Origin of the sequence: Collinsella sp. LCP21S3_A9, assembly GCF_052118785.1 — a bacterium.
Lineage (GTDB): Bacteria > Actinomycetota > Coriobacteriia > Coriobacteriales > Coriobacteriaceae > Collinsella.
The window spans coordinates 60,228-73,625 of record NZ_JBQKGN010000005.1; the positions used below are offsets into that span (position 1 = coordinate 60,228).

18 protein-coding genes are annotated in these 13,398 nt (G+C 60.2%); 15 read left to right on the plus strand and 3 right to left on the minus strand.

Translation table 11 applies throughout. From position 1 onward, the window contains the following. Positions 1-55 precede the first annotated feature (55 nt). Entirely contained in the window at positions 56-745 is a 690-nt protein-coding gene (locus ACTQ05_RS03200) for a hypothetical protein (RefSeq protein ID WP_441537922.1), read from the minus strand. Positions 746-864: 119 nt separating this feature from the next. After that, positions 865-1,518, minus strand: coding sequence for a helix-turn-helix transcriptional regulator (locus tag ACTQ05_RS03205; RefSeq protein ID WP_441537923.1), 654 nt, complete (start codon positions 1,516-1,518; stop codon positions 865-867). 267 nt (positions 1,519-1,785) lie between these two features. On the opposite strand from ACTQ05_RS03205, the gene ACTQ05_RS03210 reads away from it, so the two are divergent. Next, positions 1,786-2,376 (plus strand): nucleotidyltransferase family protein, encoded by a 591-nt coding sequence (locus ACTQ05_RS03210; protein ID WP_441537924.1) that lies wholly within the window; start codon positions 1,786-1,788, stop codon positions 2,374-2,376. A gap of 113 nt (positions 2,377-2,489) precedes the next feature. On the opposite strand, the gene yqeC is transcribed toward ACTQ05_RS03210, so the two are convergent. Further along, on the minus strand, positions 2,490-3,227 hold the full coding sequence (gene yqeC, locus ACTQ05_RS03215) for a selenium cofactor biosynthesis protein YqeC (protein ID WP_441537925.1): 738 nt from the start codon (positions 3,225-3,227) through the stop codon (positions 2,490-2,492). A gap of 102 nt (positions 3,228-3,329) precedes the next feature. On the opposite strand from yqeC, the gene yqeB reads away from it, so the two are divergent. From yqeB to map, 14 genes are all read left to right on the plus strand, one after another. Further along, a complete protein-coding gene (gene yqeB, locus ACTQ05_RS03220; RefSeq protein WP_441537926.1) occupies positions 3,330-4,124 on the plus strand; it encodes a selenium-dependent molybdenum cofactor biosynthesis protein YqeB in 795 nt (264 codons plus the stop codon). Positions 4,125-4,133: 9 nt separating this feature from the next. Further along, positions 4,134-5,177 (plus strand): XdhC family protein, encoded by a 1,044-nt coding sequence (locus tag ACTQ05_RS03225; protein ID WP_441537927.1) that lies wholly within the window; start codon positions 4,134-4,136, stop codon positions 5,175-5,177. A gap of 298 nt (positions 5,178-5,475) precedes the next feature. After that, complete coding sequence (locus tag ACTQ05_RS03230) at positions 5,476-6,789, plus strand: uracil-xanthine permease family protein (protein WP_441537928.1); 1,314 nt, start codon at positions 5,476-5,478, stop codon at positions 6,787-6,789. Positions 6,790-7,096: 307 nt separating this feature from the next. Then, positions 7,097-7,654 (plus strand): 50S ribosomal protein L5, encoded by a 558-nt coding sequence (rplE, locus tag ACTQ05_RS03235; protein ID WP_154516073.1) that lies wholly within the window; start codon positions 7,097-7,099, stop codon positions 7,652-7,654. A gap of 79 nt (positions 7,655-7,733) precedes the next feature. Next, positions 7,734-7,919 carry a type Z 30S ribosomal protein S14 gene (locus tag ACTQ05_RS03240; RefSeq protein ID WP_441537929.1) on the plus strand — a complete coding sequence of 62 codons (186 nt, stop codon included), beginning with the start codon at positions 7,734-7,736 and terminating at the stop codon, positions 7,917-7,919. A 119-nt stretch (positions 7,920-8,038) separates the two neighbouring features. Then, on the plus strand, positions 8,039-8,437 hold the full coding sequence (rpsH, locus tag ACTQ05_RS03245) for a 30S ribosomal protein S8 (RefSeq protein ID WP_006235262.1): 399 nt from the start codon (positions 8,039-8,041) through the stop codon (positions 8,435-8,437). Between the two features lie 33 nt (positions 8,438-8,470). After that, positions 8,471-9,007, plus strand: coding sequence for a 50S ribosomal protein L6 (rplF, locus tag ACTQ05_RS03250; RefSeq protein ID WP_370450587.1), 537 nt, complete (start codon positions 8,471-8,473; stop codon positions 9,005-9,007). Positions 9,008-9,082: 75 nt separating this feature from the next. Next, positions 9,083-9,451, plus strand: a complete 369-nt coding sequence (gene rplR / locus ACTQ05_RS03255; protein WP_118270231.1) for a 50S ribosomal protein L18 — start codon at positions 9,083-9,085, stop codon at positions 9,449-9,451. Positions 9,452-9,465: 14 nt separating this feature from the next. Beyond that, the gene (gene rpsE / locus ACTQ05_RS03260) at positions 9,466-9,990 is read left to right on the plus strand and encodes a 30S ribosomal protein S5 (RefSeq protein ID WP_154516070.1); all 525 of its coding nucleotides are present in this window, start codon (positions 9,466-9,468) and stop codon (positions 9,988-9,990) included. A gap of 2 nt (positions 9,991-9,992) precedes the next feature. After that, positions 9,993-10,175: a 50S ribosomal protein L30 gene (gene rpmD, locus ACTQ05_RS03265; RefSeq protein ID WP_154516067.1), complete on the plus strand. Its 183-nt coding sequence runs from the start codon at positions 9,993-9,995 to the stop codon at positions 10,173-10,175. 3 nt (positions 10,176-10,178) lie between these two features. After that, on the plus strand, positions 10,179-10,628 hold the full coding sequence (gene rplO, locus ACTQ05_RS03270) for a 50S ribosomal protein L15 (RefSeq protein WP_006235267.1): 450 nt from the start codon (positions 10,179-10,181) through the stop codon (positions 10,626-10,628). Further along, the gene (secY, locus tag ACTQ05_RS03275) at positions 10,622-11,908 is read left to right on the plus strand and encodes a preprotein translocase subunit SecY (RefSeq protein WP_441537930.1); all 1,287 of its coding nucleotides are present in this window, start codon (positions 10,622-10,624) and stop codon (positions 11,906-11,908) included. The genes rplO and secY overlap by 7 nt, the downstream gene beginning before the upstream one ends. An 18-nt stretch (positions 11,909-11,926) precedes the next feature. Then, positions 11,927-12,553 (plus strand): adenylate kinase, encoded by a 627-nt coding sequence (locus tag ACTQ05_RS03280; protein WP_154516064.1) that lies wholly within the window; start codon positions 11,927-11,929, stop codon positions 12,551-12,553. Beyond that, positions 12,550-13,338, plus strand: coding sequence for a type I methionyl aminopeptidase (map, locus tag ACTQ05_RS03285; protein WP_329738298.1), 789 nt, complete (start codon positions 12,550-12,552; stop codon positions 13,336-13,338). The genes ACTQ05_RS03280 and map overlap by 4 nt, the downstream gene beginning before the upstream one ends. Positions 13,339-13,398 lie beyond the last annotated feature (60 nt).

The following is a 13,398-nucleotide window of genomic DNA, read 5'->3' on the forward strand; positions in this document are numbered from 1 at the left end:
ACAGCACGTAGAAGCTGGTGCTACATATGGACGTTTCAGCCGCCCTCAGCCCTCGCTACTCGTCCCCGTCGTTGGGGTCGCCCTTGAGGTTGTTGACGTCGAGGTAGTCGTTGCTCTCGTCCTCTTTTTGCTGCGTTGCCGATTCGGACTCGACGGGGCTGCGGAACAGCTGGAATCCCTCAAACGCAATGACGCCAAGTAGCACCACGACAATCGCTATAAAGATAATCTTTGCCACTGGATTGAAATCCAAAAAGCGCGGCGCCTCTTCCGCGGCGTAGTAGTCGCCATAATAATCGTCGTTGTCAGTGTGGCTATCGGTGTATGAGGATGTGGGCATAGCTTGCGCGTGGTCGTCCGGCTCGTATTCGGAAGCGGACGCAGCGACAAGTGGATTTACCGGCTCGCCGAGCGTCGGCGCGCCGGCAGATGTTTCGTCCAGATCGGCATCAGCCCAGGAATCGAAGGCGAGCTGACGGGTCGCAAAGTCGTCGAGATCTGCAACGCGCGGTTCGGGCGCAAGATGCTGCGCCGCGGCGATAAACGATGCCGTCTCGGAAGGATCGCCTGCCGAATGGGTTTTGCCGCTCATGGGCTCGTCGGCGGTCCAGGGGCGATCGCTCATCACGTCGTCGAGGCTCAACGCAAACAGATCGTCTTCGCCCTCGTCAAACGCGCGTTTCGCATGCCTGGCGGCAGAAGCGAAGCCTCCACGGCCGTTGCGCGATGCGTTGCTCGACCCCATCTTGTTCCATCCTTTCGAACTGTCTCGTCCTTCGATTATATGGAACTTGCCTTGCGGCCGAGTCTTGGATTCGTGCATTCCAGAACTCACGCCCAAAAAGGGGGGCGCAGGCGCGCTGACTATTTTTCGCCGGCGGCAGCCTTTGCCTCGTTGAGGTAGCTATAGAAGCTGTACTTAGAGATGCCAAAGAACTCGCAGGCACGCTCGCTCGACTTGGAAATGAGGAAGGCGCCGCGACGATCGAGGTAGCCAATGGCGCGAATGCGCTCATCTTTGGTCATAAGGGCTGCGGGCTTGCCCACGTATTGCTCGCACTCGCGCAGCAGATCTTCGAGCAAGTCGCCGATGGTTTTGGTAATGGGCTCGGGCTCGGTGTAGCCCGTGCCGTCGGTGCCGGTAAAGGCATCGAGCGAGCGCTCAAAAGCTTTCATGAGCGTAATGTCAAAGTTAATGCCCAAAATGCCGACGGGCTTGCCCTCGTCGTTGCGGATAAAGATGGTCGAGGACTTAAGCAGCTTGCCATCGGCGGTTTTGGTGAGGTATGGCTCGCGGTCGTGCACGTCGGTGGTGTCCTCGTGCATGGACTCAAACACAATATGGCTGGGACCGTCACCCAGTTTGCGTCCGCTTACATGGCCGTTTTCGATCACTACGATGGAGTGATCCACGTCCTCGGTCTCCAGGTCGTGGACGACGACTTCGCAGTTGGGGCCAAACTGGAGCGCCAGGCCGTGTGCAAGGCGCTTATAAAACTCAATCTGTGCGGGGGTCATCGGTGCCTTCCTAAAAATTAGTTTGGGCACACTTTGCCATAAACCCCACTTGTTCGCAAATAACGAAAGTGCCGCTGCGTTATGAGCGCAACGCCGTCCGTTGGTTTCAGGTCTAAAGCCGGGTTGAGGTAAGCCATGTAAAGGGGGCGCTCTGCCAACCGGCGGGATGCCCCCTTTTTGCATCGTGGGCGTGCGGGATAAGCGCTTTCGATGTAGATGCCCCGCGACGCGCGTTATGGGTACGATGGCTTCAGGGGAGGTATCGCCATGAAACTTGGTTGCGTCATTATGGCTTCGGGCGAGGGCAAGCGGTTTGGCTCTAACAAGATGCTTGCCGATATCTATGGCGAGCCGCTGATTGCCCGGACCATCGATTCGGTTCCCCGGGGCTTTGACGTTGTGGTTTCGACGCGTTGGCCCGAGGTTGCTCAGATTTGCGAGGACAAGCATTGCCCGTGCGTGCTGCATGATGGCGAGCTGCGCAGCGAAAGCGTCCGTGCGGGCCTTTCGTGGGGAGTCGATCACAACTGGAAAGGTTGCCTCTTTTTGCCGGGCGACCAGCCGCTCGTGAGTTCGGATTCCTTTGAGGCCATGGTTCGCGCGTTTGACGAGTGTGGCAGCAAGCATCCGGTACGTCTCGCGTGCAACGGTGAGCCTTCGAGCCCGGTGCTCTTTCCGGCGGAACTGTTCGATGCGCTTATGTGTCTTGAGGGCAAGGACGGCGGCGGTTCGATTCTCAAGAACCGCACCGACGTGGTGCTGGTCGAGGCGCGTGCCTACGAGCTGTGGGACGTCGATACCGCCAAGGGCCAGCGCCGCGTCTCAGAACACGTTGCGGCCTGCTACGCGCCTCGCTAGCAGGGGGTGCCGCCAGGGTAGCTAATTTGGGACGGGGCTCTTTTAGCTACCCTGCCTACCTGATGATTTTTCTCTCAACATGGGGTAGCTAAAAGAGCCCCGTCCCAAATTAGCTACCCCTGGAGGCTGGTGGCGACGACGGGGCGGCCGAGGGCAGCCTCAAAGCGGTCGGCCATCGTGGGGTCGCTGAGCGCGTCGACTTGGTTGAGTATGACGTGCGCGGCGTCGAGCCTCAGCGCCTGCATCTCGGCATTGAGCACCTGGGCGACGCGCTCGGGCGTGGCGATGTCGGTGGTCTCGCAGCCGCAACGCTCGCAAAAGAGCTCGGGGCGGTGGACAACCTCGGCAACGGGCTTGCCGAGCCCTGAGGCGCCGACGATCCAGACGATGTTGGCGGTGCCAGAGGGAATCACCGGCTCCCAGGCGGCGTGGGCCTTGAGCGGGAGCCGCTTGCTGCCGTCCGCCTCGGCCAAGACGTAGTTAAAGCGCTGTGCCAGCTCGCCGAGCGGCTCGGCGGGGGCAGAGAGCTTGCCCGTCTCGGGGTCCAAGACACCTGCTTGGCAGATGCTTCCCCGCGCAAGGCCCGCGCAGGCCTCGCAGGTGCAACCGGGGACATGTGAGGCGCCCGGCTTCCAAGGTGCGGCGTCCAGGCGACGACTCGACCCGTCCCATGGCACGCCGGCGACGGGAAACATATGCGTGGTGGTGCAGAGGAGCACGCGGCCGCCCGCGCGCATAAGCTCAAGGCCGAGCGCCTTTAGCAAGGTCGACTTGCCGCCACTGCCGATAATTGCGGTGATGCCCGGCTCGAGCTTGAGCGCGGAGGCGAGAATGCCGCTAACCGTTTCCATCTGTTCACCGCCGTATAATACTGTGATAATAAATAATCATCATAGTAGCGGTCGAACCGCTTTTGCTCTGTTCAAACCGTAGCACAGGGAGGTGCCCCGAAAATGCTCGTTTATGTTCGCGGCGCCGGCGATATCGCCACGGGCGTCGCCGCCCGTTTGGTGCGCGCCGGCGTGTCGGTTGTCATGGCCGATATCGCGGTTCCCACGTGTATCCGTCGCACGATCGGTTTTTGCGAGGCCATTCGCCTGGGCGAGGTTCAGGTCGAGGGCATTCGCGCTCGCTTGGCGCAGACGCCGGCAGAGGCGCTTGCAATTACCCAGGCCGGAGATGTTGCCGTTGTGGTGGATCCCCAGGCCAAGATGCTCGGCAAACTTAAGCCCGCTGCTGTGGTCGACGCGATCCTGGCCAAGCGCAACTTGGGCACCACGCGCGATATGGCGCCTGTCGTCATCGCCGTAGGACCGGGCTTTACCGCGCCGGTCGATTGCGATGCCGTGGTCGAGACCATGCGCGGGCATTTCCTCGGCCGCGTCATCACCCAGGGTTCGCCCCAGCCCAATACGGGCGTGCCGGGTGTCATCGCCGGCTATGGCAAGGAGCGCGTTATCCACAGCCCCGCCACCGGCGTGTTTAGGTCCGACCGCGCGATCGGCGACATCGTGAGTGCCGGTGATGTGATTGGGTATGCGGGCGACACTCCCATGGTCACGCAGATTGACGGCTGCTTGCGCGGGCTTTTGGCCGACGGTGTTCTGGTGACCGAGGGCTTTAAATGTGCCGATGTCGATCCACGCGGCGATGCCAGCTATATCAACTATATTTCGGACAAGGCGACGTCGGTCGGCGGCGGCGTACTCGAGGCGCTCGCCATGTTCACCGAGGCTTTTAGGGGATAGGAAGCGACGATGGAAAAGCTCGATGTGGTGAATGCTGCGCTTGGCGCTCTGAAGGCTGGTAGGACGTGCGAGCTGGTGGTAGTTGCCGGCACGGCAGGGTCATCGCCGCGCGGCGTGGGTGCCTGGATGGCCGTCTTTGCCGATGGCAGCCAAGCGGGCACCATCGGTGGCGGTAAGATCGAGCTCCTTGCGCTGGACGAGGCGCGCGAGCTGTTGGCCGCAGGGCAGTCGCGCCTGGTTCGCTACACCATGGGCGGCGAGAACTCCGATACCGGCATGATCTGCGGCGGAGCCATCTGCCTGTGCTATCTGCACTTGGATGCATCGCAGGCGCCGTTGTTCCAGTCGGTTGCCGACGTCTTGGCGTATCGACGCATCGGCGACTTCGTCATCGACTTTGAACCGTTTATCGCAAGCGCGCTCGAAGGCGACGCTGCCGAATACCATGGCGAGGAGTCGCGCCGCACCATTGTGGGTTGCCCCGGGCTTTCGCTGACGGAAGAGGGGAGTAAGGTCACCTACACCAACGCCGCCTCCGAGATTCCCCCGGCGCACATCGAGACGCTTTGCCCCGAGGGCCTGACTTACATCTTTGGCTGCGGACACGTGGGCGCCGCGACGGCGCGCGTGCTCACGGCGGCGGGCTTTGCCGTCGTGGCGTGCGATGACCGCCCCGGCACGTTGACGCCCGAATGGGTGCCCGGCGTCTACGACCGTCGTCTGGTCGACTACAAGAACCTGGACGAGCAATGCCCCATCGGTCCGCGCGATCTGGTAGTCGTCGCCACGGCGGGCCACAAGTCCGATATCGATGTGGTGATTCAGACCATGCGCGCCAAGCCCGCCTATTTGGGTTGCCTGGGTTCGCGCCGCAAGACGGCCTTTGTGCGGGCTCGCTTGGAGCAGGAGGGCTTTACGCAGGACCAGATCGACGAGCTGCACCTGCCGATCGGCGTTGCCATTCAGGCCGAGGACCCCGAAGAGATCGCCATCTCCATCGCCGCCGAGATGATCCATCTGCGTCGCACCAAGCTCGTCCCCCGCAAGCGCTAGTCGCATCCCAGGGGTAGCTAATTTGGGACGGGGCTCTTTTAGCTACCCTGCCTGCTCGATGATTTTTCTGGGACGGGGATTAAAAAATCATTAGGTACGCAATGATTTATAAATCCCCGTCCCAGAAAAATCATCTCGAGGCGTTCGCTCACTGTTGGGTAGCTAAAAGAGCCCCGTCCCAAATTAGCTACCCCAGCCCTCTGCCGCATGCGGGCCAAAATGCTACCTGTGCCATATGCCCTATAATGTCCGCCCGTTGGGCGGCATAGGGCCGCTGCCTAGGGTATGGGAGGCGCAAATGGCAGAGTCGGTGGCAGGGGACGCCCTGTTCGAGCGTACGGGAAAAGTTTCGTTTGTGCAGGTATTGCCCCATGCACTGCAGCATGTGCTGGCGGCATTCGCGGGTATCGTTACGCCCGCTATCATCATCGCGTCGGTCTGCGGCTTTACCCCTCAAGAGGAAGCCGCCGTCATTCAGGCGTCGCTGGTCCTCTCGGCACTTGACATTTTTCTTCAACAGTTCCCCATAAAAGGCATCGTCGGCTCGGGCCTGCCCATCGTGATGGGCGCGAGCTTTACCTTCGTGCCGGCACTTAAAGCGGTCGGTCTTGAGCTTGGTTTCGAGGCCGTGCTGGGCGCTCAAGTTATCGGCGGCGCGCTCGTCGTGCTCTTTGGTCTTTTGTTTAAGCGCGTGAGCTTTCTGTTCCCAGCTCCGGTGCTCGGCACCGTCATCTTTGTCATTGGCCTGTCGCTGTGCCCGGTTGCCGTGGCGTCCATGGCAGGCGGGGAGAGCGCGGCCGATTTTGGCAGCGTCACCAACTGGACCGTCGCGCTCGTGACGTTTGTCGTCACCTTTATGGTCGGTAACTACGGCAAGGGCGCGCTCAAGCTGGGCAGCATCCTGGCCGGTATCTGCGCAGGTTTTGTCGTTGCGGCGGTGTTGGGCATGGTCGACTTCTCGGCTGTCGCGACTTCAAGTTGGTTTGCCCCACCGGCGTTTGGCGCCCATCGTCTGGTGTTCGATCCAGCGGCGTGCGCCGTGGTGGGCGTTGTGGCCATCGTGAACGCCGTGCAGGTTATGGGAGAGTTTGCCGCCGTGTCCTCTGCTGCGCTCGATACCCCCGCGACCGATAGTCAGATCTCGGGCGGATTGATCGCCAATGGTCTCGTCGGTATGCTCTCGGGCTTTTTGGGCGGCGTCCCCACGGCAACCTTTGGCCAGAATGTGGGCATCATCGCCGAGAACAAGGTCGTCAACCGTATGGTCTTTACGCTCGCAGCCGCCATTCTGCTCGTCGCGGGCCTGCTGCCCAAGTGCGCGGCAGTGCTCACGTCCATTCCGCAGCCGGTGATCGGCGGCGCCACCATTGGCGTGTTCGCAACCATCGGCATGAACGGTGTGGTCATGTTTTCCCGCCACGGCCTGTCTCAGCGCGATACCACGCTCATGGGTCTCTCTATCGCCTTTGGCACGGGCATTGAGCGCACGGCCGGCGCACTTGCCGGCGCTGGATTCCCCGCATGGGTCGACACCGTCTTTGGCGGATCCTCCATTGCCGTCGCCGCACTTGTCGCCGTCGTCCTCAACCTGGTCCTGCCTCGCCAAAAATAACGCCCCATATATGAGTTGCGGTGAAATACGGATTGTTTAAGCCGGTTAAGCTGTCAAACAGTCCCTATTTCACCGCAACTGCTTTTTAGGACCCATTTGTGCGGGGGAGTTGTGGAGTTGTGCAGGCAGACGAGGTTTTTCTGGAAATACGCACCCAATGCGCGTATAGTACCGATTGTTTTGTCGGCTCCTGCTGCGTCGAGTCCAAACCGCGAAATGCCATGAGCGGCGCGGATGCAGTCAGGAGGCACGAGGACAACCCACCGTGGCCACGCCCCGTGCTTAAAACCCCAAGAAGGAGTGAACAATGGCAGAAGAGAAGTATGTGCCGCGTCTGAAGGCCAAGTACAACAACGAGGTCAAGCAGCAGCTTCAGGACAAGTTCCAGTACGAGAACGTCATGATGATCCCCAAGTTTGAGAAGATCGTCGTGAACATGGGTGTCGGCGAGGCCGCTACCGATTCCAAGGCCATCGACGGTGCCGTGCGCGACCTGCGCGCCATCACCGGCCAGCAGCCGATGATCACCCGTGCCCGCAAGTCCATCGCTACCTTCCGCCTGCGCGCTGGTATGCCGATCGGCTGCAAGGTTACCCTGCGTGGCGACCGTATGTGGGAGTTCTTCGATCGTCTGACCTCCGTCGCTATCCCCCGTATCCGCGACTTCCGCGGCATCTCCGCCAAGAGCTTCGACGGCCGTGGTAACTTCTCCATGGGCGTCACCGAGCAGCTCATCTTCCCCGAGATCGACTTTGACTCCGTCGATCACCAGCGTGGTATGGACATCACTTTCGTGACCACCGCCAACACCGATGAGGAGGCCAAGGCCCTTCTGGACGCCTTTGGTTTCCCGTTCAAGAAATAGGTTCACCTGCCCTATAAGCGCCGTTCCCACAAGGGGGCGGCGCTTGGGGCGAACAATACTCTATGTGAGGAGGATATAAGTGGCTAAGACATCGATGATCGTCAAGTGCAATCGCAAGCAGAAGTTCTCTACTCGTGAGTACACGCGCTGCCAGCGCTGCGGCCGTCCGCGCTCTGTGTACCGCAAGTTCGGCCTGTGCCGTGTCTGCTTCCGCGAGCTTGCACTCAAGGGCGAGCTTCCCGGCGTTAAGAAGGCCAGCTGGTAAGTCACTACCAGCGTTTCAAGCATCCGTTTGGAACAGGGAAAACGTGCTAGTTAGGCTTTGCCGTTAAGGGCGGCGAAGAACCAAGAGCACGTGTTCATCAAGAACGAAGGAGAATCTGTATGAACCTTACAGACCCGATCGCAGATATGCTTACGCGCATTCGTAACGCTAACTCTGTGAACAAGGCCACGGTCTCCATGCCGAGCAGCAAGAAGCTCGTCGAGATCGCTCGTGTTCTGCACGAGGAGGGCTACATCGAGGGCTACGATGTCGAGGACACCGTTCCCCAGAAGACTCTGCACATCACGCTTAAGTATGGTCCCAAGAAGGCTAAGGTCATCAACGGCATCCGCCGCATTTCCAAGCCGGGCCTGCGTAAGTACACCGGCGTTGCCGACATGCCCCGCGTCCGCGGTGGCCTTGGTACCGCCATTATTTCCACCAGCCATGGCGTCATGACCGACCGCGATGCTCGCAAGCACAACGTCGGCGGCGAGATCATCGCTTACGTCTGGTAATTCGCTCGGTAGGTAGAAGGAAAGGAGATCACCGTGTCTCGTATCGGTAATAAGCCTGTCCAGATTCCCGCCGGAGTCGAAGTGGCAGTCAACGGCAACAACGTTGTCGTCAAGGGCCCCAAGGGCCAGCTCGAGCTCGATGTCTATGAGAAGCTCGCTATCAATATCGAGGACAACGTCCTCACCGTTTCCCGTCCCGACGACGAGCGTGAGACCCGTGCCCGCCACGGCCTCACCCGCGCCCTCATCCACAACATGGTTGTTGGCGTTTCCGAGGGCTTCGAGAAGAAGCTCGAGCTCGCCGGCGTCGGTTACCGCGTGCAGCAGAAGGGCAAGAACCTCGAGTTCTCCCTGGGCTTCTCGCACCCCGTGATCGTCGAGGCTCCCGAGGGTATCACCTTTGAGGTTCCCGACAACACCCACGTGAACGTCAAGGGTATCAACAAGCAGCAGGTCGGTCAGATCGCCGCTGAGATCCGCGGCCATCGTCCTCCCGAGCCTTACAAGGGCAAGGGTATCCACTACGTTGGCGAGCACATCCGCCGCAAGCTGGGTAAGGCCGCCAAGTAGTCGTAACCGACTCACTCGCATAAGACCAGCACCCCGTTAGGTGCTGGCAAGATCAACCTTTTTAGGAGTTTACGTATGAACAAGCATAAGGCGAAGCTGGAAGGCCTCAAGCGTCGTCAGCGTCGTGTTCGCGGCAAGATCTCGGGTACCGCCGAGCGTCCGCGTCTTCGCGTGACCCGTACTAACGCCAACATCTATGCCCAGATCATCGACGACAGCAAGGGCTCCAGCCTGACGCTCGTCTCTGCCTCGACCCTCGAGGCCGAGTTCAAGGGCACCCACACCTCGAACAAGGAGGCTGCGGAGAAGGTCGGTCAGCTCGTTGGCAAGCGTGCCATCGAGGCCGGCATCACCAAGGTCGCCTTCGATCGCGGTGGCCGTATCTACCATGGCCGCGTCAAGGCCCTCGCCGACGGTGCTCGTGCCGCCGGTCTCGAGTTCTAGGAGGTATGTAGCACATGGCTCGTAATCAGAAGCAGCAGCGCGAGGCCTCCGAGTTCGAGGAGCGCGTCGTTTACATCAACCGCGTGTCGAAGACCGTCAAGGGCGGTCGTCGCATGAGCCTCGTCGCTCTCGTCGTCGTTGGCGATGGCAAGGGCAACGTCGGCGTTGGCATGGGCAAGTCCGCTGAGGTGCCCATGGCCATCTCCAAGGCGTCTCTCGATGCCAAGAAGAACATGTTCCACGTGCCGGTGACCGAAGAGGGCACCATTCCGCACGAGGTTATCGGCCACTTTGGTGCCGGTCGCATCATCATCAAGCCCGCTGTCGAGGGTACCGGCGTTATCGCCGGCGGCGCTGTGCGTCCCCTCTTTGAGCTTGCTGGCATCAAGAACGTCCTGTCCAAGTCCCTCGGTACCGACAACGGCCTCAACATCATCAAGGCTGCCGTCGAGGGCCTCAAGGAGCTCTCCAGCCCTGAGGACGTCGCGGCTCGCCGTGGCCTGACGGTCTCCGAGATGTTCGTCGGTAAGGAGAACTAAGCATGGCTGACACCATCAAGATCAAGCAGGTCCGCAGCACCAACGGTTGCAAGCAGGACCAGGTCCGTACTGTCCGTGCCCTCGGTCTCCACAGGATCCGCGAGGTTCGCGAGATTACTGACAACGAGTCCGTCCGCGGCATGATCTTCAAGGTCAAGCACCTTGTCGAGATTGTAGAGGAGTAGCAAATGCAGCTTCACGATCTTACTCCCGCGCCCGGTTCCACCAAGAACCGCAAGCGCGTTGGCCGTGGCAATTCTTCGGGTCACGGCACCACTTCTGGCCGCGGCCAGAAGGGCCAGGGCTCTCGCTCTGGCGGCACCAAGGGTGCCGGCTTCGAGGGTGGCCAGACTCCGCTGGCTATGCGCCTGCCCAAGCTTCCGGGCTTCCGCAACCCCCGTCGTATCGAGTACACCGCTGTTAACGTTGAGCGTCTCGAGCGTAAGTTCGAGGATGGCGCTGTGATCGACGGTGCCGCTCTTAAGGCCGCTCGCATCACCAAGAGCGAGTTCGAGCCCGTCAAGGTGCTCGGCAATGGTGAGCTTACCAAGAAGTTCACGGTCAAGGTCGACAAGGTCAGCGCTTCTGCGCAGGCCAAGATCGAGGCCGCCGGCGGAAAGGTCGAGCTGCCGTGCTAAATGGTCTTAAGAATGCTTTCCGCATCAAAGAACTGCGCGAAAAGATTCTTTTTACCATAGCTATGCTCGTCGTGTACCGCATTGGTGCGCACGTTCCTGTGCCCGGCATTCCCTTCCAGGGGATGCTGGGCCTTTTCTCGACCGATAACAATTCGGTCGCCGCAGGTGCTATGGCCCTCCTGAATCTTTTCTCTGGCGGCGCGTTGAGCTATGTGTCGGTGTTTTCGCTGGGCATCATGCCTTACATCACCAGCTCGATCATCCTCCAGATGCTCCAGGCCGTTGTGCCTTCCCTGCATGAGCTTGCCCGCGAGGGCGAGGTCGGTCAGACCAAGATTACGCAGTATTCGCGTTACCTCACCCTGGCTCTGGCAATCCTCAACTCCGTGGGTTACCTCTTCCTCTTTAAGAGTTTCGGCATCAACTTTAATGGCGCCGCCGCTCCCGAGATCATCTTCGACCTCATGATCGTCGGCACGCTCACCGCGGGCGCCATGCTGATCATGTGGATTGGTGAGCTCATTACCCAGCGCGGTATCGGCAATGGCATGTCGCTGATCATCTTTGCGAACATCATGGCCGGTCTGCCGCAGGCGATCTTCTCCAGCACCGAGGGCAATGGCGGTGGCATCATCACTATGGTGATCATCTGCGCCATCATCCTGCTGGTTATCCCGCTGATTGTTTTCCTTGAGCGCGGCCAGCGCCGCATTCCGGTCTCCTACGCTAAGCGCGTCGTGGGCCGTCGCATGATGGGTGGCCAGACCACCTACCTGCCTATCAAGGTCAACACCGCGGGTGTCGTGCCGATCATCTTCGCTTCGGCGCTGCTGTACTTCCCGGCTCAGGTTGCCGTGTTCTTCCCCGGCATCGGCTGGATTCAGGCAGTTGCCTCTGCGCTTTCGACCGGTTGGCTCAACTGGGTGCTTAACGTTGTCCTCATCGTGTTCTTCGCGTACTTCTACACCTCCATGGTGTTCAATCCCGATGACACGGCCGACAACCTTAAGAAGCAGGGCGGCTTTATTCCGGGCGTTCGTCCGGGTAGGGCTACCGCGGCCTACATCAAGAACGCGCTCAACAAGATTACGCTTCCCAGCGCTGTCTTTTTGGCGCTCATCGCCATCGTGCCTTCGATCATCTTCTCCTTCACGGGCAATCAGCTGATCCAGGCATTTGGCGGCACGTCCATCCTCATCATGGTCGGCGTCGTGCTCGACACGGTCGACAAGCTCGAAGGCCAGATCAAGATGTATGATTACGATGGATTCTTTAAATAGGCTAGAGGAGGATTGCTCATGAACCTCGTATTGCTCGGAGCTCCGGGTGCCGGTAAGGGCACCGTTGCACAGGAGCTCGTCGCCGAGTTTGGCGTCGCCCACATCTCCACGGGCGACCTGCTGCGTGCTGCCGTCAAGGGTGGCACCGAGCTTGGTATTCAGGCTAAGAAGTACATGGACGCTGGCGAGCTCGTTCCCGACCAGCTCGTGATCGACCTTGTCAAGGAGCGCCTTGCCGCCGATGACGCCCAGCAGGGCTTCATCCTCGACGGCTTCCCGCGCAACACCGCCCAAGCTGTGACGCTCGATTCCGAGCTCTCCACCATGGGTCGCGAGATCGACTGCGCCCTTCTGGTCGACGTTGCCCCCGAGGTCATCATCGATCGTCTGTCCTCGCGTCGCACCTGCCGCGCCTGCGGTTACACCGGCACTGCTGCCGATGTTACCTGCCCCAAATGCGGCGGCGAGATGTATCAGCGCGACGACGATAAGCCCGAGACCATCAAGAACCGTCTCGACGTCTACGAGAAGTCCACGAGCCCGCTTGTCGATTACTATCGTGGCCAGGGTCTGCTCAAGTCGGTCAACGGTGACCAGGCTCGCGAGACCGTATACGGGGATGTCAAAGAGGCCCTCGGTCTATGATTAAGATTAAGTCTGCAACGCAAATCGAGCAGATGAAGAAGGCAGGAGCGCTATCTAAGATGGCGCTCCGCCACGTTGGAGCCATGGTGCGCCCCGGCGTTTCGACTTTTGAGCTCGATCAGCTCGCGGAGCAGATTATCCGCATGCATGGCGGCACCCCGGCCTTTAAGGGTTACGGCGGGTTCCCGGGGACCATTTGCGCATCGATCAACGATGCCGTGGTCCACGGTATTCCCAACCCCGATATGATCCTGCGCGATGGCGATATCATCTCTATCGATACGGGAGCCGTTGTTGACGGTTGGGTTGGCGATAACGCATGGACGTTTTTCGTCGGCACCCCTACGCCCGAGGCCAAGGCCCTGTGCGAGGTTACGCGCGATTGCCTTAAGGCTGCCATTGAGCAGGCTGTTCCCGGTAACCATATCGGGGATGTTGGTTATGCCGTCCAGTCCCTCGCCGAGTCTCACGGTTATGGCGTGCTTCGTGACTATGTGGGTCATGGCATTGGCCGCGTGATGCACGAGGACCCCAACGTTCCTAACTATGGAAAGAAGGGGAGGGGCGTTCGCCTCCAGGCCGGTATGGTCATTGCCATCGAGCCGATGGTAACGATGGGTTCCAACCATGTGAGCACGGGCTCCGATGGTTGGATCGTCACCACCAACGACCACCTGCCCGCCGCGCACTACGAGAACACCGTCGCCATCACCAATGACGGTCCGGTGATTCTCACCACCGATGCGCAAGGATCCTGGTGTTCGCTCCAAGGCGGAGAAATGTAAAAGTCGCCGCCCCCTGATGCCCAACCTCGCCTTTCAATTTCGAAGGCATGACCCCAAGGT